14 protein-coding genes and 1 tRNA gene are annotated in these 24,627 nt (G+C 34.8%); 5 read left to right on the plus strand and 10 right to left on the minus strand.

Annotation, left to right across the window (positions count from 1 at the left end):
• Nucleotides 1-373 precede the first annotated feature (373 nt).
• The 3 genes from sbcB to ERCILAFE3058_RS00225 all read right to left on the minus strand — a co-directional run bounded on the left by sbcB (nt 374) and on the right by ERCILAFE3058_RS00225 (nt 5,366).
• Nucleotides 374-1,798: an exodeoxyribonuclease I gene (gene sbcB, locus ERCILAFE3058_RS00215; RefSeq protein WP_157989500.1), complete on the minus strand. Its 1,425-nt coding sequence runs from the start codon at nt 1,796-1,798 to the stop codon at nt 374-376.
• A gap of 1,223 nt (nt 1,799-3,021) precedes the next feature.
• Nucleotides 3,022-4,023, minus strand: a complete 1,002-nt coding sequence (locus ERCILAFE3058_RS00220) for a zinc-binding alcohol dehydrogenase family protein (protein ID WP_157989501.1) — start codon at nt 4,021-4,023, stop codon at nt 3,022-3,024.
• A 326-nt stretch (nt 4,024-4,349) separates the two neighbouring features.
• Entirely contained in the window at nt 4,350-5,366 is a 1,017-nt protein-coding gene (locus tag ERCILAFE3058_RS00225; protein WP_157989502.1) for an AI-2E family transporter, read from the minus strand.
• Nucleotides 5,367-6,596: 1,230 nt separating this feature from the next.
• Here ERCILAFE3058_RS00225 and ERCILAFE3058_RS00230 point away from each other — a divergent pair.
• A complete protein-coding gene (locus ERCILAFE3058_RS00230; protein ID WP_414973846.1) occupies nt 6,597-8,300 on the plus strand; it encodes a potassium/proton antiporter in 1,704 nt (567 codons plus the stop codon).
• 636 nt (nt 8,301-8,936) lie between these two features.
• Here ERCILAFE3058_RS00230 and dut read toward each other — a convergent pair.
• From dut to ERCILAFE3058_RS00245, 3 genes are all read right to left on the minus strand, one after another.
• On the minus strand, nt 8,937-9,398 hold the full coding sequence (dut, locus tag ERCILAFE3058_RS00235; RefSeq protein WP_157989504.1) for a dUTP diphosphatase: 462 nt from the start codon (nt 9,396-9,398) through the stop codon (nt 8,937-8,939).
• Between the two features lie 211 nt (nt 9,399-9,609).
• The gene (locus ERCILAFE3058_RS00240) at nt 9,610-12,465 is read right to left on the minus strand and encodes a valine--tRNA ligase (protein ID WP_157989505.1); all 2,856 of its coding nucleotides are present in this window, start codon (nt 12,463-12,465) and stop codon (nt 9,610-9,612) included.
• Between the two features lie 169 nt (nt 12,466-12,634).
• Nucleotides 12,635-12,719: transfer RNA gene (locus ERCILAFE3058_RS00245), tRNA-Leu, on the minus strand.
• Nucleotides 12,720-14,664: 1,945 nt separating this feature from the next.
• Here ERCILAFE3058_RS00245 and fieF point away from each other — a divergent pair.
• Nucleotides 14,665-15,561, plus strand: coding sequence for a CDF family cation-efflux transporter FieF (gene fieF / locus ERCILAFE3058_RS00250; protein WP_157989506.1), 897 nt, complete (start codon nt 14,665-14,667; stop codon nt 15,559-15,561).
• A gap of 366 nt (nt 15,562-15,927) precedes the next feature.
• On the plus strand, nt 15,928-16,890 hold the full coding sequence (pfkA, locus tag ERCILAFE3058_RS00255; RefSeq protein ID WP_157989507.1) for a 6-phosphofructokinase: 963 nt from the start codon (nt 15,928-15,930) through the stop codon (nt 16,888-16,890).
• 1,162 nt (nt 16,891-18,052) lie between these two features.
• Here pfkA and cysE read toward each other — a convergent pair.
• The 4 genes from cysE to tusA all read right to left on the minus strand — a co-directional run bounded on the left by cysE (nt 18,053) and on the right by tusA (nt 22,605).
• A complete protein-coding gene (gene cysE / locus ERCILAFE3058_RS00260) occupies nt 18,053-18,877 on the minus strand; it encodes a serine O-acetyltransferase (protein ID WP_157990032.1) in 825 nt (274 codons plus the stop codon).
• Nucleotides 18,878-18,940: 63 nt separating this feature from the next.
• A complete protein-coding gene (gpsA, locus tag ERCILAFE3058_RS00265; RefSeq protein ID WP_157989508.1) occupies nt 18,941-19,960 on the minus strand; it encodes an NAD(P)H-dependent glycerol-3-phosphate dehydrogenase in 1,020 nt (339 codons plus the stop codon).
• On the minus strand, nt 19,961-20,425 hold the full coding sequence (gene secB, locus ERCILAFE3058_RS00270; RefSeq protein WP_157990033.1) for a protein-export chaperone SecB: 465 nt from the start codon (nt 20,423-20,425) through the stop codon (nt 19,961-19,963).
• A gap of 1,904 nt (nt 20,426-22,329) precedes the next feature.
• Nucleotides 22,330-22,605 (minus strand): sulfurtransferase TusA, encoded by a 276-nt coding sequence (gene tusA / locus ERCILAFE3058_RS00275; protein ID WP_414973847.1) that lies wholly within the window; start codon nt 22,603-22,605, stop codon nt 22,330-22,332.
• Nucleotides 22,606-22,796: 191 nt separating this feature from the next.
• On the opposite strand from tusA, the gene bamE reads away from it, so the two are divergent.
• Both bamE and dapA read left to right on the plus strand, forming a co-directional pair.
• Nucleotides 22,797-23,162, plus strand: coding sequence for an outer membrane protein assembly factor BamE (gene bamE / locus ERCILAFE3058_RS00280; protein WP_157989509.1), 366 nt, complete (start codon nt 22,797-22,799; stop codon nt 23,160-23,162).
• A 564-nt stretch (nt 23,163-23,726) separates the two neighbouring features.
• Nucleotides 23,727-24,623, plus strand: a complete 897-nt coding sequence (gene dapA, locus ERCILAFE3058_RS00285; RefSeq protein WP_157990035.1) for a 4-hydroxy-tetrahydrodipicolinate synthase — start codon at nt 23,727-23,729, stop codon at nt 24,621-24,623.
• Nucleotides 24,624-24,627: the final 4 nt, after the last annotated feature.

Genomic DNA, 24,627 nt, shown 5'->3' on the forward strand with positions numbered 1-24,627 from the left:
CGGTAGTTAGTATTTAGATACGATGTATATGGGTATTAATATCTACCATTAGAAGGTGTAGTGAGATCATACAATGTTTACATACAGACTATGTAGTGAGCGAGATGCATGGTGTTTTATATGACATTATATGAATAATACATACAGACTAAAATCCGTCTATGAGTTGTAAAAGAGTGGTTAAAATTCTCTTTTCTCTTTTGCATTTGTTGCTTGTGGCGAGTTAAAATTTTCTGATCACTAAAATTAGCGTATCTTCTCTCTGCAAGCGGACCTTAATAATAAGTATGTGGCCATGATACATATACAGTTACTGAAAATTAGTATCACATACTAAGCTTTATGAGGAATGCTGTGATATGTATAGTAGCATTTACAATGAAGATGTGATTTTTTTTGTGTAATCCAATAAAGATTGCAGTAAGTTCTTCTTTTCGTCGTGATTCCGATGTATATCATATAGTATATGAATTTTTTTTATGTATTCTTGAATGCGTACGGGATGTAAAGTATGACGTCTATGCTCTAGCCAGTCTTTTTTTTCTGAAGCGCTGAGAGAATTTGGAAAATTTCGTGCACGAAAGCGAAATAATAGTTTTTTAATGCGTTTATCGTAAGATATTAGATTAAGGTTAATGAGATTTTCTATAGGAGTGTGGTGTATAGTATGCATGATATGACGGTCAGCATCGTTAAAAAAACCGTCATACATCTTTGTGTCTACATCTTCTGATAGGCAACTTTTTTCTTTTTTTTGATATAATAGAACGACATTTTCTGATATTTTTGGGTATTTTTTTAATCGTACAAAATTATCAAGATAAAATGGAATATCTGCGCCAATACGCTGTGCATTTTTTTTGCACAGCGTATTGGCGGGGGCTATAACAGGGCATTTATTTGTATGAATGAGTTGCAAGGGTAGGAATGGAGTATTTTTATCAAAAACGTCATCGTAAGTCTGTAAGTGCATATTCACTGCATCTTTGTTATTCAGGTTTATCAGTGATGTAATATCTTTACCGAGATCACAAGTGATTAGCGCATTTCGATTATATGGATGCCATGCTAGTGGAGTGACCCACGTAGCATTTCCTCTTTGTGCACCAAAGACACTTGATATATATACTAGTATTTTCTTTGTATTTGTTTCAATGAGATTTCTCAGTTTATGTTTTTGGCGGTGAGTATAGCAGAAATTGTATAGTTTAGGTTGTGTGGCTTTAATGATCCGAGCTAAGTCAATAGTGGCATATACATCAGCGAGGGCATCATGTGCACGCTGATGAGAGATACGATTCTCTTCCGTGATACGCTCTAATCGAAAAATAGGGAAACCATCATCATTTTTAGGCCATTTGATACCATTAGGACGTAAGGCATAGCATGCTCGCGTTACATCTAGTAAATCCCACCGACTATTCTGATTTTCCCAACTCCAAGCATAAGGGTCATAAAAATTTCGATAAAACAGATAACGACTGATTTCATCGTCAAAACGGATGTTATTGTATCCTACAACGCATGTATTAGGTACACAGAACATCCGATGAATACGTTGAGCGAATTCTGCTTCGTTTACACCATGTGAATAGGTTATTTGTGGTGTGATGCCCGTGATTAAAACCGCTTCTGGCTGCGGTAGATAGTCATTAGCTGGATAACAGTAAATAACCTCTGGTTCTCCCAGAGGGTTCAAATCCATGTCAGTCCGTATTGCAGCAAATTGCGCTGGACGATCCAATGATGGATTTGTTCCAAAAGTCTCATAATCATAAAACAGAAAAGTAGGTTTCATGGTGATAGTTTCTTGGTGTGTCTTACCTTCAGATAGTAATCTTGCATAGTTTGGAGCACGTAATGTTCTGATTTTCTGAGCTTTAAATGCTTATTGAGATCTTAAATATTGTGATTATATTACACTAATTATCTTGTTTTTGTATTTAGTACTAAGAAATAGGATAGTTTTTCTGATATAGCGCAAAGATAAAACGAGTGACTGATTCATATTTATAACACATGTCATCAATATAATATTATTATAGTCTGTTTTTCAATACTCGAGTGGACACATAGACGATGGCTGTCCTTTATGTATTATGCTATGAAAGATCATTCACATCTGATTGGTCCATCAAAATGATGATAGCAGTAATAAGATGTACAGAATAATTTTTAAGAGTGCGTTTTTAAAAGATGATAGCGTCATAAACTATTGGTTATATATGAGATGTATCAACACATCTGAATAATCATTACGCATCAATATATTCAAAGGTTAGGCATATAATCAATATTATACATTAATTACTGCAGAATGTAGACAAGAATCTTGGTAACCTTAGGAGATATATGCACAACTTGTATAACCAGAGTGTAATGTGGTTTTACTTAATACCTATGCAGTGTTATTTTTGTTGTTATGATTGCTATCTTAATACTATATATCATATACCGTAATAGTTATTAGGTCTATCGAGAGTTACTATTTGTTTGTTAGAAGCAAGAAAGAACTTAACAGTCTAATGTGACTAGATCTCATTTGCAGTATATGGAGTTATTACTAATAAAGGCGCATCACTTGAAAGAAAAAATTTTATATAGAGCGTACAGATATTAGATGCGCCTCATTTTTGTACTATTCATGCATCATAATGTTATACGATAACGAATGATAGTAAGTGGCCTGCCGATGCTAAATATCATATTTTAGTCAGTGGTAATAGAGGAATGTGATGTGTGGTATTGGATAATTCGGATTGATATACAATTTTAGTGTGTATATGTGTTATCATATAGTGATTTATTTTATAGTGTATAAATACATCTGATAAGATTATTTTGTTTAGAGTTATGGTTTTATTTTCAATACCGATGAGCACGTTTGATCTATCTCTGGCATCAATACTAATTGAGGTAGGGTTGTAGATGCGCACTTGTATTGTTAGTTATATTAGCAATAAGACTTATAATATCATTTTTATATTATTTTTAAAAATTAACATGCACAATATATCTTGACTAGTATACTATTACCGCCTTTCCACACATATGACCTTCTAAAACTAACTCATGTGCTTTAGAAAGAGTATCTATATTTAAACCATACAGTTCCTTTTTCAAAGAGGTGGTAATTTTTCCTTGATCTATCATTTGTGATATGTGGTTAAGAATTTTTCCTTGACGACTGAGATCTGGAGTATGAAATAAACTACGTGTATACATGAATTCAAAGTGTAAAGATACGCTTTTGCGTTTTATTTCTTCAAAACTTAAAGGGGCATCATTTTCTACTATAGTGCAAATTTTCCCCTGCGGGGAAATAAGTTTACACATATCTGGCCAATGTTCGTCGATGTTATTTAGACAAAAAATATAATCTATTTGGTCTATATGATATCGCGTTAGTGACTCTGGCATTTTTGTGTGATTAATCACTATATTTGCCCCGCGATTGATACACCATTGGATGGATTTTTCACGTGAGGCAGTAGCTATTACTTCTACCGTACTACATAATTTAGCGAAGGGGATAGCGAGTGATCCTACACCACCCGCTCCACCAATGATAAGCAGTTTTTTATTTACATCATTATTATTAAGGTGCAGGCGATCAAATAACCCTTCCCATGCAGTTAGTGCTGTCAAAGGTAGTGCAGCTGCCTGAGCCCAGTTTAATTTTTTTGGTTTATATCCGGTAATTCGTGAATCAACTAGTTGATGTGTAGCATTGCTGCCAGGGCGAGTAATATCACCAGCATAAAAAACTGTATCTCCTGGTTTAAAATTGCGTACCAGGCTGCCTATGGATAATACAATGCCGCTAGCATCCCAACCTAGTACGCGTGGTTTATGCAAACCATTTTTTTTTGCATTTTGCCTTATTTTTGTATCAATTGGATTAACGGAAACAGCTTTAACTTCAACAAGAAGATCATACCCACGAGGGTATGGAATAGGTTTGTGCAGCACAATAAATTGCAATGGATTTTCTGGATTAAGAGCAATGGCTTTGTATGTCATATAGTTGGCATAGAAAAAGAAAGTAAGAATTATAAATATCTAATGATACACCATGATACTAGTAAAATTTGCTTCTTTTGTATTTTTATAAAAAAAGATCGCACTTAATTTATATCTTAAGAAGGCATCCTGTCAAATGATGCATCAGTTATCAGGGGTCATGGTATGAAGTATGTTCGCTTTCTCAATGAGATTATAGGATTATCAGTGTAAGATTATCTTTGTATAGATGGATCATTATTACAGAAAAGCTATTTCAGATAAATTGAGATTTATCACGATTATTTAGTGATGTAGATGTTTCATTTAAAATTGGTGTTTTAGTTTTACACTAAACCAGCTCCCCGCAGTTCAGCTTTTATATATGCATAGTAGATCGGAGCCGCAATAACTCCTGATAGGCCAAACGCACATTGAAAGACTAGCATTGCTAGTAGAATTTCCCAGGTTTTGGCGTTAATACAACTACTAAAAATACGCGCATTCATAAAGTATTCTAATTTGTGAATGAATATAAGATATATTAAGGATATTAGCGCTGCTTGAAGGGATATAGAGAGCCCAATAAGTACAATCACTGTATTGGAAATTAAATTCCCAATGATTGGCAGTAATCCAGTAAAAAAAGTTAGCACTATAATTGTTTTAGAAAATGGAAAAGGTGGTACAAAAAGAGGCAGAATTCCAAATAAGAAACATCCAGTTAATAATGTATTAACTATGGATACATTAATTTGTGCAAAAATCACATTGTGAAAAGCTTCTGAAAGGATATGCAGTCGATCTAGAATGGCATATTTGAGTGGTGTTTTTAGGCGATCTGTGCTTTCTTTACGTAGTGAAATCATTGCACCTAATACCATACCAATGAGCATGGTTGCAGCAGTATGTGCTGTGCTATGCCCAAACGTTTTCATCGTTAGATTAGAATTTAACCAGATTAGAAGTGTCTGTTGTAACTCCTTCATATCCAATGGTAAATAGTTTGTTATTAAGGGGGATAGTGTGCGCTGCGCATCTTGTAGTAGTTGACTTACGGCAGTATAACAATCCGCAAGATTGTGAAAGTCATGTATCAGAAATTGAATTAGTTTTTGTATCCCTAAGGATAGCATAAAAACTAACAGAATGATCAATAGTGTAATACTAATCCATCGCGCCACTTGTCCTGTGATAAAGCGTTCTACAAGAAGAGTTAATCCTAGAAGAATCTCATAGACTAGAAACCCAGTTAAAAAACAAGGCAGTAAATGAAGTGGAAAGATAGCAAATAATGCAGTAATAACCATTATTAAACTGAGTGTTTTACAAAGCATCAAGAAATTTATATGCCGTTTTTCCATGATTTATCCTATATACTAGATATAGCTCTTATCAATTTGGCGGTACAATACTTAATTGTAGCAATACGATTATAAGTATAAGTGGGATGATAGCTAATTATTCATTTTTCTTCAGTGAATGTTCCATAATTATGTATATAGTAAGCTAGTAACAGTTAACAGATCTGCTGTGTTAATAGATATATAGTTAGCTCTAATATTGAGTATGTGTTATCGCAGTATGTGCGACTAAGATATTTCCAAGTATTCTTTTTTTTGTAAAGTATGTTTACTTATATTTGCAATTAGTGCAACCCTTAATATAGACATTGACTCGAAGTATTCATATTATCTAGATAAATGAAAGAGAAACATAGAATGTTGTACATTCGCAATTTTTTATCTTTTCAGTGGTCTATGATGACTGAAAATGTAGTATGAATGTCGATAGATTTTGAGATATAAAATATTTTAACCACTAATATGGATGGTGAAATGTTCAGTTTTGTGGAAGGATTGCGGTAGTTTTATGTGCTATCAAGGCATGTGATTTTTTAGTACACTAATAATCAAAAATAACATTCGCTTGAAAATGAGCTGTATGTTTTTGAGCATGATGTTAATCCTAATCCTCAGTGTATAAATAAAAGAAGTTTTAGTATGATGTGTTAAAGATAAGGAATCTTGTATACCTGCTCGAAGAGAAATGATATTTTTGATATTTTTTCTATCACTATATTTTGTTTTCTTAGAACTTATACTGCCTATGGTGTGTATCTCAAGTAATGTTTTTGTACAATATTACTGGGATTTTCTTTTTATAGATCTTCCGCTATTCTGAAAAAAATTAATGACTCCCTAGTCTATTGTATGTGATGTGATATTACATGATGTAGAGGTACTACGTTCTTCTTTGAAATTATAGCATTGTGCTGTCTCAGCTTCATTTTAGTATAAATATTCATTATTTCAAGAAATATTTTGTCCATAGTATGGAAAAGGTACGATTACCCCTAGTGGCTTAGTTAGATCACATTTCAAATCATCTAGTATAATAATTATATGCATACTATGAAGGTGAGCATAATGGATTATTCATGTCTATGTTGTTTTGTGTTGTGCGTTATCCTATGTGTATAATTTTATGTAGAATGATTCATAGGGTTCTTAGAATTATTAAAAGTGAAGAATTTTAGATCATCATGTAATCTTTAATGTTTATAGGAGAAATATCTATTGGAATCTAGTGTCATGCATAGTCTTTTTATAGTGGGTTCAGTGCTGGTGGCTACAAGTATCTTGCTGAGTTCTTTTTCATCAAAATTAGGTATCCCTATACTGGTTATTTTTCTTGTTATTGGTATGTTAGCTGGCGTCGATGGTATTGGTAGAATTGCTTTTGATAATTATCCAGCTGCTTACTTAATTAGTAATCTTGCCTTAGCGATAATTCTTCTTGATGGAGGCATGCGCACTCAAATGAGTTCTTTTCGAGTGGCGTTAGGTCCAGCTCTATCATTAGCGACAGTAGGGGTACTCATTACTGCTGGTGTCACTGGTCTAGCTGCTTCATGGTTATTTAGTCTTAATTTATCTAATGGTTTCTTGATTGGATCTATTATTGGTTCTACAGATGCTGCAGCAGTTTTTTCTCTTTTAGGCGGAAAGGGTCTTAATGAGCGTGTTAGTGCTACGCTGGAAATTGAATCAGGTAGTAATGATCCAATGGCTGTGTTTCTTACCGTAACTCTCATTAAAATGATTCAAAGTCAGAACACTGGAGTGCATTGGATGTTAGCGGTGCATATTATTCAGCAATTTGGATTGGGTGTTCTTCTGGGTTTGGGTGGGGGTTGGGCGTTATTACAGATGATTAATCGTGTATCGTTAGCTAGTGGTTTATACCCATTATTAGCGGTAAGCGGAGGGATTCTAGTTTTTTCTTTAACGACTATATTAGATGGGAGTGGTATTCTTGCGGTGTATTTATGTGGTTTTATTTTAGGTAACCGTCCTATTCGAAATCGTCATGGGATCTTACAAATTTTTGATGGAATGGCTTGGTTGAGTCAAATTGGTATGTTTTTAGTGTTAGGATTACTAGTAAATCCTGGTGATCTTTTGTCAATTTCGCTACCAGCGACTTTATTATCTTTATGTTTGATATTAATAGCTCGTCCGCTCTCTATCATGATCGGGTTATTACCTTTTCGTGGCTTTCATATTCGGGAACGTATATTTATAAGTTGGGTTGGATTACGCGGTGCCTTACCTATTATACTTGCAGTTTTTCCAATGATGGCGGGTTTACCACAAGCTTCTCTATTTTTCAATATTGCTTTTTTTGTGGTTTTAGTGTCACTAACGGTGCAAGGTACCTCGCTAACTTGGGCTGCGCGTAAAGCACGGGTAGTTGTACCCCCTCTGGCATCACCAATTGCTCGTATTGGTCTGGATATTCATCCTCAAAACCCATGGGAGCAGTTTATTTATCAACTTAGTGCAGATAAATGGTGTATCGGAGCAGCACTTCGTGATTTGCGTATGCCTTATGAAACGCGTATTGCTGCTCTATTCCGTGAGAATAGATTAGTACACCCATCTGGAAGTACACGTTTAAAGGAAAATGATGTATTATGTGTTATTGGTCGCGAACGTGACCTTTCCGCGCTTGGTAAATTGTTTAGTCAATCTCCACCTGTATCGGATCAGAGATTTTTTGGTGACTTTATTTTAGAGGCAGATGCCCTCTTACAAGATGTGGCACAAATTTATGGGATTGAATTAGACGCAGAAACAGATACTCAGCAAACACTTGGTAAAATGGTTGCAGGTATTATCGGGGCAACACCTGTAGTAGGTGATCAAATTGAGTGGAAGAACATCCTCTGGACGGTTGCTGAAAAAGCCGAGCACGGTATTATTAAGGTTGGCGTCAGAGTACAAGAGGCATAGTTTGTTAGTTTTGCCCATATAAACTGATTCTGTGTATGAAATCGAAGTTTTTCATCTTATCGCATCAAAAATTTTTATTTTTTAACATTTTAAATAGTGAGAGGATAAGATCCTCTTGTTTATATCTGTGTTTTTTTATAGAAAAAATATAAATCTCGTAATATTTTGGTTAGAACACGATAGATAATATTTATTAATAGTATTGTTTGTGATGATCTTTTTAGTTCCACATGAAATCTGCGGTATGGTTCTTATACATTTTACTTTATGTTCTTGTTTACAAGTTCCTTGTATAGGTAATATAGATTTAATATGATAAATATTTTTGCATAATTGCATGTACCACAACATTGATATCTTGCGATATCTTGCAACCCTTGTTGTTAAGAGTAGACACCTCATGCAAACATGAGGTTCTGAGTATGTAATGTATGATTTTTTACCAGAAGATTGTTAGTTAGAAAGTTATTTGGCATATTTGTTAACATGATGTGAGATAATTTTAACAAAAAGACATTTGTTGAGTGATGGGTATGTTATGTGTACTTCATGGCATTAAACTTAATATATATACCAATGACGCTCTAATATCCATCAATACAACGAGGCTCTGAATCATTGCAGAGTGAAACATGTTTAATGGTGTCCGGTGTGTCCAAAACCACCTAAGCCTCTTATACTACTAGTATGAAAGTCATCAACTATATTCAATTCCACTTTGATGATCGGAAGAAAGACGATTTGAGCAATACGTTCACCAGGCGTAATAAGAAAAGGTATTTTTCCACGATTCCATATTGACACCATAATTTGCCCATGGTAATCAGAGTCAATTAATCCTACTAGATTGCCTAGCACAATCCCATGTATATGTCCAAGTCCTGAGCGTGGTAGTATGAAAGCTGCTATTCCTGGATCAGAGATATATAGAGCTATGCCTGTCGGGATTAAGTGAGTGTCTCCAGGATTTACAAGTACTTTAGTATTTATACATGCTCGTAGGTCTAAGCCAGCAGAACCGGCAGTGGAGTAGGTGGGTAAAGGAAAATCTTTCCCAATCCTACAATCTATCACTTTAATATTAATTTTGTGTATCATGTTTTTTTTGAACCGTTAAAAGGAAGAATAGTGATTGGTGTATTGGTCCAAAACAAACTCTTGTGTTGGAGATAACATATCTATCATGATACTCATGCGTATCTAAAATACAGTGGTAGTATATCATACAAGGTAATTTAAAAAATATTATTCTAGCGTTAATTGCATTGGTAAATTTGGGCGTATCAATTCATGGACGTAAATATATTATTTATACAGACAGTATTTTTTGGCGTGTTTCTATGAATTTATCTAGTTTTAATTTGCAGTCTCTTAGGTGTTTTTTTTCTTTAATTATGATTGCTTCTGGCGCCATTTTTATAAATTCTTTGTTATCTAGTTTTATATGGATTTTATCTATTGTTAGCTCTAACTTTATAATGGCTTGTGTTACACGATCTAGTTCCATACTTTTATCCACTAAATCAACTATGGGAATTATTATTTCTGTATCATCTATTAATTGATTAAAGGAAAGAGGGCACTCGGCATTTGTAGATAGGATTTTGATTGTTTGTACATGGGATATTGTTTTAATTAAGTCACTATTATCATGTATGCGATTTATTATGCGGGCATTATTAGTGCGAATCAGTAATTCTAACGGATGAGCTGAAGAGATATGATTTATATTACGTATATTACGTATTGCAATAACTACTCGTTTTATCCACTCCATATCCTCTAAAACTGTATCATTGACTTGGTTAATAGAGAATTGCGGTACTGGTTGTAGCATAATGGTTTCATCTTTGATGTTTTGGATAATCTTTATCCGCTGCCAAATAGTTTCAGTAATAAATGGAATAAGTGGATGTGCCAAGCACAATAAGGCTGTTAAGATATTCACGAGGGTGTTACGCGTGCCTCGTAGCTGAGATTTACTACCATTTTGTAGTACTGTTTTGGTTAACTCTAGATACCAATCACAGAATTGATTCCATGTAAATTCATACAGAATATTAGCAGCAAGATCAAAACGATACTTTCCTAACGCGTCATGCCAATCTTGTACTGTGTAATTAAATTTTGCCAGGATCCAGCGATCAGGTAAAGATAATTCTATCTTACCGCCATAAAAACCACAGTCATAATTTTCGGTATGCATAAGCACAAATCGACTACCATTCCACAGTTTATTGCAAAAGTGACGGTAACCTTTTAGGCGTTTCATATCCCAGTTAATATCGCGTCCAGTAGATGCTAGCGATGCTAAGGTAAAGCGCAGTGCATCGGTTCCGTGTGCCGCTATCCCGTGTGGGAACTGTTTAGTGGTACGCTTACGAATTATATCTGTGAATTTGGATTGCATCATATTATTAGTACGTTTTTGGATTAATTCTGTGAGTGAGATACCATCAATCATATCTAGAGGATCAATGATATTTCCCTTGGATTTTGACATTTTCTGTCCTTCATCGTCTCGGACCAAGCCAGTGATATAAACTATTTTAAATGGTATCTGAGGCTTTCCATTGGTATCTTTTACAAAATGCATAGTGAGCATAATCATGCGGGCGATCCAGAAAAAGATAATATCAAAACCGCTTACGAGCACATTGGTAGGGTGAAAATTTTTTAACTCTGTAGTATTTTTCGGCCACCCAAGAGTTGTAAAGGTCCAGAGACTAGAAGAGAACCAAGTATCTAATACATCCATGTCTTGGGTTAGGGTTACACTTTTGTTGAGGTTATACTCTTTTCGCGCCTCTTCTTCGTCGTTAGCAACATAAACATTTCCAAAGGTATCGTACCAGGCTGGGATACGATGCCCCCACCACAGTTGCCGCGAGATACACCAATCCTGGATGTTTCGCATCCATGAGAAATACATATTAGCATATTTTTGTGGTACAAATTGAATATCACCTCTTTCCACTGCTTCTATAGCTACCTTTGCTAAAGGTCGCATACGCACGTACCACTGCGTTGTTAACATCGCTTCTATTACAACACCACTGCGTTCGCCATATGGTATCATGAGATTATGGGGCTGAATATCTTCTAGTAACCCTATCCTATGCAGAGTATTGACTATTCGAATTCGAGCCTCATGGCAATCTATATCATGGAAATCTTGTGGAATGTAAGAGTGGTAGATATCTGAGCTTTCACCGGTGGCATCGTAAACTTGGGCATGGTTACGAATTTTACCATTTTTTGTGAGGATGTTAATCATTGGCAAATGGTGACGCTGGCCCACATCATAATCATTGAAATCATGACCTGGCGTGATTTTTACACACCCCGTTCCTGTTTCGATATTGACATGTTTGTCACCAATGATTGGAATACGACGATTCAGTATCGGTGTAATTAAGGATTTCCCAATAAGATTTTTATAGCGTATATCTGAGGGATGAACAGCTACTGCAGTATCGCCTAGTATTGTTTCCGGTCTTGTAGTAGCTACAACTACATACTCTTGATTGATAGAGGTTTTTAAACCGTTAGCAAGCGGATATCGAATATACCACATAGAGCCTTTTTTTTCAATATGTTCTACTTCTAGGTCGGAAATAGCAGTGCATAGTTTTGGGTCCCAGTTTACTAAACGCTTACCACGGTAGATAAGTTTTTCTTTATACAGATGGATAAAGACTTTTTTTACTGCATCAGCGAATCCTTTGTCCATAGTGAATCGTTCACGCTCCCAATCAACAGAGCTACCCAAGCGTCGCATTTGATTGGCAATTGTATTTCCAGATTCTTCTTTCCATTGCCATATTTTTTCAACTAAGGCATTACGATCGTAATTTGGTAACGGTGTCTTTTTTTCATGCTCAAGTTTGCGTGTCACTAGCATTTGTGTAGCAATCCCTGCATGATCAGTACCTGTTTGCCATAGGGTGTTTTTTCCCTGCATTCGATGATATCGAATCATAGCATCCATGAGTGTTTGCTGGAAAGCGTGACCCATATGTAAGCTGCCAGTTACATTTGGCGGTGGTATCATAATGCAAAAGTTTTCTTGATGTGGGTGATTACGGGATTTAAAGTACCCGTTTTTTTCCCAAATCTTATAAATTTCTTGTTCGATATTTTTTGGATTGTATGTCTTTTCCATGGTGTTTGTATCTTAGGAAGTGATAGGTGTGGCTATGTTTTATTCAATGCGATCATCATCAACATGCATTCTGCTTTAGTAATTCTACTTAGATACATATCTATAGTGAATAATTGATGGGTGCGTGTGATGCAGAGCTCCCTCATCATATAATGAGATTATTGTTTGATGGTGCCGAAGGCCGGAATCGAACCGGCATACCTTGCGGTGGTTGATTTTGAATCAACTGCGTCTACCAGTTTCGCCACTTCGGCTATTTAGAGGGCATAGATACATTGAGTACTTTTATATCGTATTATTTTTTTCTTCTTGCTGCAACTGAATTTGACACTCTTTCTGCTGATTATGAATGAATAATATCTGTACTTGCAAGATGTAAAAGATTATTAAGAATGTTTAAGAGCGACTCTGATGGATAAGTTTAAGGTCCGGTTCTAACTATAGGCCTCTCTATTAATTTTAACCATCATCAAGACGAGGTTTATGTAAGAGTGGGATATGAGATGGTCGTTTTTACTATCAATTAGGTTGAAAGAAGTTTTCATGAAAGTGCCATACTCAATTATTGGATGTTAAGGTGTATGTAATCATGAGTGATATCGATGTACAGAAAACTATCATATTGTTTGTATGTAACCGATTGATAGAAGTGACAGTGAGCTCATTAGGTGGTAGCTATCGAAACACATGAATAATTTTTCGAGTATTTGTGTGACAAATGCAGCATGAAGAATTCAGTTAGTAGGATGACGGGTGATTTTATGCTAAATATTATCGAGCAATCAGAGCGTGCATGTTTTTTTCATAGATAAGCATCAGGGTGCGTAATTATTCAGTAATCTGTATTATAAAAATCTAGTGTATAGTCACATAATAAAATTATATTGAATGCGTTCTTTCTGAGAATCATTGTTATTTAGGATGTAAAGAGGTTCATAAAGATTGGAGAAGAGACTGCTATCGGTAAAAATGTTTTGTGTTTTTTTTAATGAGATTACCTCTATTTATCAGATGCAATAGGATGGAGTAGATGTGTGTATAGCAGACCTTAGAATGACAATGCTCTATTTGTACAGAAGAGCTATTGACTGATAATCGATGAGATAGCGCACCTATAAGAGCATTCATTTTTCACCAAGCTTGCACAGACGTTGTGCATCCAATATTTAGAGCACATGGTGATCTCATAACCTACTTCTCTTATACTTTTTATGCGTTTTTCTCGTTATTGCTATCCTCAACTTATGTCCTTGTGAGTGTTGGTAACAATAATGGTATTTTTTATAAATAGATATTAGATTTATAAATAGATGTTAGATGAAATTTAAAAAATGCATGTTGGTAGACCATGGTTATTTTATTGTAAACAAACCTTTACAGGCTTATGATGCATATTTCATGTATTTTTTTGCTTTTATTCAGATAAGCGCTTGATATTAGTGATGGCTTTGTAACATGATCACAATCATTCCTGATACTAATGCAGATATATCATTATATTGATTCTTATAAGTTATCTCTATCTCTATCTCTATCTCTATCTCTATCTCTATCTCTATCTCTATCTCTATCTCTTTGCGAGACTATTTTAAAATTAATAGGGATAAACCGATGTATTTTGTATTTTTGTTGCAATATCGTCATTCTATGTTTACTGCAATATTACTTAGTAATGTTACATAAAATTACTAACATATAGTATATGGCACAGGATCGATCATGAGAGTATAAATGATATTGTCGTGTTATTTAAAAATAATTTTCTAATGTTCAGTATGTTATTCTATAGCATTAAATGCCTGAGAGTAGAAAATAGACTAGTTATGACCATAATCTGTATATTAGAAGTAATATACTGGTACTTACCTTGAGGCGCTGGATTTAGCAAAGAGAAATATACGAAATATGATGTCATGTTTTTTATTCCTTTATGTTTGACACACTGACAACCATCTCAAGTAGACATTCGATATGGTTTTAAAGACATGATTACTATATACCTCCATGTGTATATGGAGGTATGATGATCTTATTTTAGGGATTTTTAAGTTTATTCGTAGTTAAGATGGAGTGCTTTCAGTAGATGTTTTTAGTCATTATAAGATTATTAAATATTCAAAGTGTGTTGTATCTTCCTTTTGGATAAGAATAACTAGTTATATATATAAATAGTTTTTATGAAATTGGTGGGTAGCCGCTATGCATATAAAATACACAAGAAAGGTTTTTACGGCGGCCATAGCGGCTACAATGCTTGCTTTTTTTTTGCTGATAATGAAAATTTGTGCGTGGTGGTACACTGGATCGGTGAGTGTATTAGCTGCTTTAGTTGATTCATTAGTTGATATCGCAGCTTCGTTAACCAATCTGTTAGTAGTACGCTATGCCATGCAGCCAGCTGATGCTGAGCATACATTTGGTCACGGTAAAGCGGAGTCTCTCGCGGTGCTGGCTCAAAGCATGTTTATCTGTGGCTCGGCTATTTTTCTATTTTTAACAGGTTTGCAGAATATTGTTTCTCCTCAAGAACTTAAGGCGCCTTTAGTATTAATTGTAGTCACTGTAATCTCTCTATTGTCTACATTAGTTCTAGTAACCTTTCAGCGTTGGATCGTGCATCAGACTCAGAGTCAATCTATACGCGCAGATATGTTACATTACCAATCAGATGTGGTTATGAATAGCGCTATTTTATTAGCAATAGCTTTAAGTTGGTATGGTTTTTATTGGGCTGATGCATTTTGTGCGTTGAATATTGGTTTATGGATTTTATACTCTGCATGGCGTATGGCCCATGAGGCTATTCAGATCTTACTAGATCGTGCTTTACCTATTGCAGAACATCAGGCTATTGTGAATATTGTATCCGCGTGGCCTGGTATACGTGGCGCGCACGATATTCGTACTCGTCAATCTGGTCCCACGCGTTTTATTCAGTTTCATTTAGAAATGGACGATGAATTACCATTATTAGCAGCACATACGCTATCTGATCAAATTGAACAAGCTTTATTAGATAAGTTTCCTGGTTCTGATGTCCTTATCCATCAGGACCCTTGTTCTGTCGTAGCTCAAGAGCACAAAGGTACACGTTAAAAAATAGAAGTATTCTATAAGTAATATGTATCTTATATGTTGTAGAGCTTTATCAGTGGAGTTGGAAGTAACAAGTGGTAAGTCAGCAGTTACTGAATGCAGGTAGAAAAATATATTATGAAGCGATATGAGAAACATAAAATATAATATCAATTATATTGTGACCTCATGCTGAACAATAATATTGACCATATGATACTTTGGTGTAATGAGTGCTATGTAGTGGAAAGTTAAATTTATTAAAGTTTAATTTATGGAAGTTTTAGCATTTTTGCTATTGTGATTTTTCTTACGTTGATAAAGCATTATTGTGTATTAAGTTTTTGAAATATGCGTATTTTTGTATCAATGAGTGGAGAGGTTTGGATGATCAATAAAATTGGTATACTAACTAGCGGCGGCGATGCTCCGGGTATGAATGCGGCTATTCGTGGTGTTGTCCGTACTAGTGTTAGTGAAGGTCTAGAGATTTTTGGTATTTATGATGGTTATCTAGGACTTTATGAAAACAGGATGATCAAGCTTGATCGCTATAGTGTATCAGATATTATTAATCGTGGTGGAACATTTTTAGGATCTGCGCGGTTTCCAAGCTTCCGATTTAAAGATGTACGTAATGTTTCAGTCAGCAATATGAAAAAACGCGGTATAGACGCTCTAGTCGTAATTGGTGGTGATGGTTCGTATATGGGGGCTAAATCTTTAGCGGAAATAGGTTTTCCGTGCATAACGTTGCCAGGTACCATTGATAATGATGTTCCCGGTACTGATTATACGATTGGGTATTTTACCGCATTAGAAACTATAGTTGAAGCTATGGACAGATTACGTGATACCTCATCCTCTCACCAACGTATTTCTATTGTAGAAGTAATGGGGCGATACTGTGGCGATCTAACTTTAGCGGCTGCAATTGCGGGTGGTTGTGAATTAATTGTCTTGCCGGAAATCCCTGAGACACGTGAAGGATTGGTTCGTGAGATTCAAGATGGACTGGCTAAAGGAAAAAAACATGCAATTGTAGCTATTACAGAACATATTTGTGATATTAATCAGTTAGCTAGGTATATTGCACAAGAAACTCAAAGAGAAACACGTGTTACTGTGTTGGGACATATTCAAAGAGGCGGCGTGCCAGTGGCTTACGATCGTATTTTAGCATCAAGAATGGGCGCTTATGCAACTGAATTACTCTTAAAGGGTTGTTTCGGGTGTTGTATTGGGATTCAAAATGACAAAATGGTACATCATAATCTTGTGGACACTTGTGAACGCATCAGGCGTCCATTTAAACGTGATTGGTTAGATATTGCTAAAAAGTTATATTGATTAATTATCATACCATTTTTGTAAGGGGAATTTTCTCATTAAGAAAGACTCAATTTTAGCTATTTTGTGATCTTGTCCGTTGACACATTCTACTCTTGTTATACTAAAAATTTTCATTACAATATTTACGCGTTTTATCACTGGCATATTAAGATTTTGTAAGATAATGGAGCTTTACTGTCTTTGTAAATGTTTGCATAAGCAGAAAGACTTACATGCAACTACTTTGTATAAAAGACGACTAAAATAAGTGGCTGTATAGACGTAGTGATATCATCTAAATGATAGAATGTGGTTATTTTACTCACGCATGATAATATACTATTTTATCATAAGTGCAATGTATGAAATGATCTTCATTTAAATGAAGATACATGATCGTATATATATCAAGTGGATATATAGTATTGACATATATTATATGTGTATTGAATAAAATTGAATTTTTTAGAGGTTATAATTGTTATACAAATTTTTTATCATATCCAATAAAGAGTTTATGTGATAGACACTTACTGGAGTTTTTTATATTAGGAGATGGTGTATATGAAAAACTAATGTATGTATATATAGAAAAACGTGGAATAAAAGTATTCCCTCTGATGTGTGATGCACATTATAACCCATAAATAAAGGATATTAGTAGAAAACAATTCGTAGAGGATTTAGTGATATTCTGTTTAATATGCGTGTATATTTTCAGGTTAGTTATAGTATAATTAATGAGTATAAGTGATAACTGGTATGCGTATCTGACTAGTATTGATAATGATCGGCTGTTTTTTACAGTGTGACGTAAAGCACCTATAAGAGATTTACGTTAATAGATTAAAAATTATAAGAGTGTTAGGAGAATGCTTCTCTATTTCTATAGATATTATATTTGTAATAGAGTAAAGTTCTCTAGGGCTATTATAGACTATTTTAATACATTGGCGGTATTAATAAGGTTATTTTACTAGACAGAGGAATCCGAACGCTAGAACATATAAACATCGTAATGTCACTAAAATATTATATATATATTGTATAATATTATTAGATCAAAAAATCCATGTATCTTTCTTGTGACATTTCATCGAGAAGAGACAAGGTTCATAAGATTAAGATGTATTACAATGTTCTATACGCAACGATCGTGTGTCTAGTTTTGGATTTCTGTTTATATTCCGTCACCAAATTCAAATCCTGGAAATCCTTGGTTAAAATGTTTATCGATTGTAATTTTGTGTATGTTATTATTGTTTTTTTTGCTTATAATACTCGCTGGGACACCGGCGACAGTTGTATGAGGAGGCACTGGTTGTAGCACTACTGCGCCTGCCCCTATCTTAGCTCGATGTCCTATTTCAATATTACCAAGGATCTTAGCACCTGCGCCAATCATCACCCACTCATGGATTTTGGGATGACGATCTCCGCTGTCTTTACCAGTACCTCCAAGCGTAACTGATTGCAGAATTGAAACATTATCTGCAACAATTGCAGTCTCGCCAATAACAATACCAGTAGCATGATCCAACATTATGCCGCGGCCAAGTTGTGCTGCGGGGTGAATGTCAACAGCAAACGAGGTGGAAGTTTGATTTTGAAGGTAGATAGCAAGGTCACGACGACCGGTATTCCACAGCCAGTTGGTAATACGATAAGCCTGTAAGGCGTGGAATCCCTTTAAGTATAGTATTGGTGTAGAATACTTATCAACTGTGGGATCACGGTGACGTGTGGCATAAATATCATAGGCAGCGGATACAATCATAGATGGATCGTGATAATATGCATCTTGTATTATTTCACGTAAAGTAGTCGCTGGTATAATGGCGTTAGCTAGTTTATTAGATAACATATAACTTAAGGCAGGACCAAGATCATTATGTTGTAATAGTGTGGTACGATAAAAGCTGCTGAGCATTGGTTCGGCTTCGGATAGCTTATGCGTTTCTGTTCTAATGTGATCCCAGATCTGTTTAGGTTCTATATATAGCATCACTACTTTCTCCCAATAAAACTTTGGCACCCTCCGCTATTGATGTTGACTCAGTAGCTTTATTTAGCTGCCATCACTCTCATTTTTACTTTTACGCTTCAGCAAGCTGTATGCAGCATCCCTTGTCTTTTTTCCACAATATAATACTTTGTAAATTTGCTCGGTAATAGGCATTTCAACGTTATTGCGTATAGCAAGTTCATGAATTTCTTTTGTGCTATGCCAACCTTCAATGATTTGTCCGATAGATTTTTTAGCGTGATGAATAGTGCTGCCCTGGCCTAAAAGAATTCCAAATCGCCTATTGCGAGATTGGTTGTCTGTGCACGTTAATACTAAGTCTCCCAATCCTGCCATACCTACAAAAGTAGAGGGGTTAGCATGTAAAGCTAAACCTAATCGACGCATTTCCGCTAGACCTCTTGTGATTAATGCTGCACGGCTATTTGCACCAAATCCAAGACCATCAGACATACCAGCGCCAATAGCAATTACATTCTTCACCGCTCCACCTAGCTGGACACCGATTAAATCTGGGTTACTATATACACGAAAGTTTGTATTACTATGCAATAGTTGTTGTATTTCTAAGGCAAACATTTTATCAGTTGCCGCTAAAGTAATGGCAGTTGGTAAACCCTCTGCAACTTCTTTAGCAAAGGTTGGTCCTGATAGTACAGCTAATGGAATGGTGTTTCCGAGTATTTCTGATGCTACATTTTGTAATAATCGCCCTGTATTATTTTCTAATCCCTTTGTCGCCCAAATTAAACGCGAATCAGTACGTAGGTAAGGTTTAATGTTCTTTAGCATATCGCCAAACGTATAACTAGGTACGACTAATAGTAAATTTCGACTAGACGCTACTGCTTTCATTAGGCTAGTTTCAATAAGTAATGTATCTGGGAAAGGTACACTCGGAGTAATATCGCGATGAGATCGACGTATTTGTAATTGTTTTTGATGATATGGATTATGCCCCCATAACATTACCTTATGGCCATTACGGGCTAGTGCAATAGCTAGTGCACTACCGTATGAACCTGCCCCAATAATGCTTATTATAGCCTGAGAATCATTCAATTATTTATCCTCAGGTGGTGTTTTATGTCCTGTTTCGTGCATGTTTTTAATAAAAAGTGCCTCAAAATTAATTGGTTCTAGGTGTAGAGATGGAAAGGTACCACGTCCTATTAAGTTAGCGACACATTCGCGAGCATAAGGGAAGAGGAGGTTTGGACAGTATGCACCTAAGCTGTGTGCTATTTGTTGTTTTGTCATGTTGTTAATAGAGAAAATTCCACCCTGTTGTACTTCACATAGAAACGCTGTATTTTCAGCAATATTAGCGATAACAGTAATACGCAGTATGACTTCATACATATCATCCATTAACTGAACAGAAGTAGTATGAACATTTAGTTTAATTTCAGGATCCCAATAACCCTGAAATATCTGGGGTGCGTTCGGTGCTTCAAAAGAGATATCTTTAGTATAAATACGATGGATCCGTACAGATCTCTCATTGTGATCATTTTGTTCTAACATAGCACTGTATAACCCTAGTATATTGAGTAGATTATTAGGAGGTTTTAGAATTTGAGCATAGAATTCTCTGACCATTTCTTTTTTATACACATAGCAATGCATATCTTGTATATGTTTCATTTTTTAATGCAAGCATTAAGATATCGTGATTAAATATATATAGTATTACAGATGCCATTTATCTACTGATAATATTTCTAGTATCTTGTGTGAAGAAAACATAAATGTGTCTTAACGGACATTTTCATATACTAGATATGGCATGCATCCATATGACGGCTCTCTGTACTTCTTGCTTAGCACATTTTACGATATATACAGTGAGCTGTATTTTTAGTTCTGTAGTTTTGTAGGATGTTGCTTTTAATTTTTCTTAGTAGTTCTAAAAGTTTGTATGTTGCATATTTATAGTTAGAGACTGCATGCAATATGGAACAATTTTACCTATTATCTTCATATCCTAGTATTGAGAACAAGAAGATAGGTTAGTTTTTAGAGAGGGCGGAAAATGATCAAGTTTTATTATTTTGGTTTACTAACAAAATACACTGTAGTGCTTGGTAGCATTTTTAATATGCTTCCATATAGCATATAGAAATATATAATGATGTATGAACAGGATGACAGATGATCTTAACAGACATGTAACTCATTAAGGTCAGTATCATGAGATAATTAATATTAGTATAAGCTATAGTGGTAGCATTCAGATAAATTTTAATTTACTATGAATATAGGGTCAATATATAGTGCGTGATATATGATGCGTTAGGTAGGTCCACTGAGGGTGGAAATTGATATTAGGTAGGGCATCGAGCGTTTTTGTATGGTGAGGATTCGAGGCGCTAATGCAGTCAGGAGAGCGGCAGGGATAGATCAGGGTCTCTTTATATTTTTCACTCAAGTTTTTTATTTCTGTGTTACATCTTTACATACGTTAAGATAGTTACGTAATGTAGCAGCTGTGATTGTAAACATTTTTACAGAAGGTTGGTTATGTTTTTCAGAAAATGCATATTCTATATGTAGTATATGAGGTTAATGAGGAGAAAGATCAAACCATCATTGTATATATAGGAAGTAAGCGGAGATGCTAGTATCAGATAATATGATGATCAGAGAGTTTTTATTAGATATAATATGAGAGGTATCTTGGGTTAGCGAGTAGTAATTACATGTTGTACCATAAATGGTTTTGTATGATTATCCTGTCTTCATTGTTTTTCTTGAATAGCAGATGCTCTATCGATACTAATACGCGCAATATATTTATACTAATTTTAAAACTTGTAGCTCATCTCTGTGATGATGTATAAACATATAAGAGAAGGTGATTAAATTTTATAGTAGTGTTTAAGAGAGGCGCTGAGTGAAAGATATTACACATAATGATGGATAATAGATGGATGGTGTTATGAACAAGATTAAAAATATTAAAGAGTATAATATGAGGATATAGACTTTGTAGCAATGTAATGAAAGGTAGTGGTGTGTGTTTTTATGACTAACCAAAATGTCTTAAACAAACATAATATCTATAATTTTTAATTTATATATGATGATCTAGATATAGTAAAAATTCTATTTTTGATCTATAGATTCTATTCCTCAATTTCATATATACGTATTCAGTCGTGCGATTAATGTGTCCTCCAAATGTAACAATAAAATATAGACAAAATATATAAGTATAAGTTTTTTATTACATCTTATGCTGTGATTTGAAATAAAACAACTATGGATTTTGAGATAAGGTAGGTACTAATATTGATAATAGTTATGTTGACAGGTTATGTTCTTCTTTTTTAAAGAAGAAAACTTAAAGCAATATATAGATATAGGTATCAACATATAGTAGGTGCATTATGTTATAGTAGCATGATATGCACTCTGTGCATTACTATTTACTCTATACCTTTTTTGATAAGAAATTTATACGGAAGTGTCTCTGCAGATTGAGCAATAAGAGAGTGTTCCATAAAACGACAAAAATTAGGGATATCATGTATAGTGGCGGGATCATCTGAAATAATTAGAAGGGTGTCTCCATTTTTTATATCACGTACAGCCTTTCGTACCATCATGAGTGGTTCTGGACATCGAAGACCCTGAGTATTTAGGGTGCGTTGAGGGTGAGGGGTCAGTAATGGATTTTTCATTTTATCCTCTGTTTGAGTCATCACGTTCTCCATTATTTAAGATAGTAATAGAGAAATTGTTACGTAATCATTAATGATACTTTTGACTGTTATTTTAATAACATACGCCAGAAAGGAATTCATTCAGCGTAATTGCTATTTTATTTTGCAGCGGCGCTCTTTGCATTGATAGTTTGTGGAATCATTATCATAACCACAAAGGAATAATATGTATGATACGTTATACGATTCGGATATTCATGGGAATGTACCTGATCATTTCTGCTGGTTGCTCTACCTTAGGAAAAGTAGTTTATCATCCGGATATCATCCAGGGTAATTATTTAGTGGCTAAGGATATCAAAAAAATTCATATCGGTATGAACCAAAAGCAAGTGGTCGATATCCTCGGAACACCAAGGATCAAAGACATATTTGGTAAAAATATTTGGTATTATATTTGTCACATACCACTGAGACATCATCCTGCTCATGAACAAACATTGACTTTAACTTTTAATCATTATGGAATATTAATTCATATAGATAATATATGTGTGGATCATCAGTACCACGAGTACCACCATGAGGAGTCTTGATAGATGGTTTTGGATTATATAAATTGATATTATAGATATTGTTCTATTATTTTTATGATACCGATATATGAGTGCAATGAAAAATAGTTAACACATTATATAAAATATACTCATTAGTAGAGTGGTCGCAATGTATGAATGTTTTTTGTTTTTACATCTGTTATGAATCTGTGTAGATTAAAACCTAGGTATGATTATCGTGCTCTGATGAAAAAAATGTATAAAGATTAATGCTATAAAAATGATGATTGTGTTTTTTGTTTGCGAGATGCGCGAAATTTAGATTTTTAATAAAGATTAATAAAGATTCATATACCTATTGGAAAATGTGAACTATTGTAAGGATGCTTCTTTTTTATTTTACTATCATAACATACATTTTTATATTTTTGCACGAATTGACAACAATTGAAACACGGGTGCTAAGTTTACACATCAGTTTATAAAAATGAAGAGTATATATATTGATTGCACGAGCATTCATCGTGTGTCATGAATGATACATTAATTCAATAACATATCTGTTATTTGCAAAAATGAAATTGTATGTGTAGAGGGCAAGTGATGTTCAAAGGAAGTATTGTAGCGCTTTTGACGCCAATGGATAAGCAAGGTAAGATATGTCACAGAAGTGTAAAAACATTAATTGATTATCATGTGATGCACGGAACTACCGCAATAGTGTCTTTAGGAACGACGGGGGAATCAGTTACTCTGACTAACAGAGAGCGTCATGATTTAGTTTTATTAATACTAGATATTGCGGATGGTCGTATTCCTATAATTGTAGGTACTGGGGCAACGTCTACTGCAGAGGCACTTGCTTATACTCAACGTTTAGAAAATCTAGGTGTAGCCGCTTGCTTAACTGTAACACCTTATTATAATCGTCCAACACAGGAAGGCCTATATCAGCATTTTAAAATAATTTCTGAAAATACCGATCTACCGCAGATATTATATAATATCCCATCACGTACCGGCGTAGACCTTTTACCATCGACTATTCAGCGTTTGGGGCATCTTAAAAATATTATTGGCATTAAAGAAGCTACCGGGGATTTATCGCGTGTTACTCAGATTCAACAATTAGTTAAAGAGGACTTTATGCTATTGAGCGGTGATGATGCTACTGCATTAGACTTTATAAAGTTAGGGGGGCATGGAGTGATTTCTGTGACAGCTAATATTGCTGCATGCAAGATGGCAGCGATATATACTTTGGCAAAGAGTGGTAACTTTTCTCAAGCGTATTTATTAAATCAGCAGCTTATGCATATCCATCATGCACTATTTATTGAGTCTAATCCCATTCCAGTCAAATGGGCTGCAGAAAGATTAGGCTTGATAGCAACTAATATACTACGCTTACCTATGACGCCATTAACTAACTCTAGCTGCGCTGTTATGGAAAAGGCACTTCAGCGTGCTCAGCTGATACCAGTTCAGGAAGGAGTGTAATCTC

The organism is Candidatus Erwinia haradaeae (genome assembly GCF_900698955.1).
GTDB lineage: Bacteria > Pseudomonadota > Gammaproteobacteria > Enterobacterales > Enterobacteriaceae > Erwinia_E > Erwinia_E haradaeae_G.

Coding starts and splice junctions, on each gene's coding strand:
- pfkA (WP_157989507.1), top strand. CDS start 15,928: ATGATCAATAAAATTGGTATACTAACTAGCGGCGGCGATGCTCCGGGT.
- secB (WP_157990033.1), bottom strand. CDS start 20,425: ATGTTAGAACAAAATGATCACAATGAGAGATCTGTACGGATCCATCGT.
- dut (WP_157989504.1), bottom strand. CDS start 9,398: ATGATACACAAAATTAATATTAAAGTGATAGATTGTAGGATTGGGAAA.
- ERCILAFE3058_RS00240 (WP_157989505.1), bottom strand. CDS start 12,465: ATGGAAAAGACATACAATCCAAAAAATATCGAACAAGAAATTTATAAG.
- tusA (WP_414973847.1), bottom strand. CDS start 22,605: ATGACTCAAACAGAGGATAAAATGAAAAATCCATTACTGACCCCTCAC.
- cysE (WP_157990032.1), bottom strand. CDS start 18,877: ATGCTATATATAGAACCTAAACAGATCTGGGATCACATTAGAACAGAA.
- dapA (WP_157990035.1), top strand. CDS start 23,727: ATGTTCAAAGGAAGTATTGTAGCGCTTTTGACGCCAATGGATAAGCAA.
- sbcB (WP_157989500.1), bottom strand. CDS start 1,798: ATGAAACCTACTTTTCTGTTTTATGATTATGAGACTTTTGGAACAAAT.
- bamE (WP_157989509.1), top strand. CDS start 22,797: ATGATACGTTATACGATTCGGATATTCATGGGAATGTACCTGATCATT.
- fieF (WP_157989506.1), top strand. CDS start 14,665: ATGCATATAAAATACACAAGAAAGGTTTTTACGGCGGCCATAGCGGCT.
- ERCILAFE3058_RS00225 (WP_157989502.1), bottom strand. CDS start 5,366: ATGGAAAAACGGCATATAAATTTCTTGATGCTTTGTAAAACACTCAGT.
- ERCILAFE3058_RS00220 (WP_157989501.1), bottom strand. CDS start 4,023: ATGACATACAAAGCCATTGCTCTTAATCCAGAAAATCCATTGCAATTT.
- ERCILAFE3058_RS00230 (WP_414973846.1), top strand. CDS start 6,597: ATGCATAGTCTTTTTATAGTGGGTTCAGTGCTGGTGGCTACAAGTATC.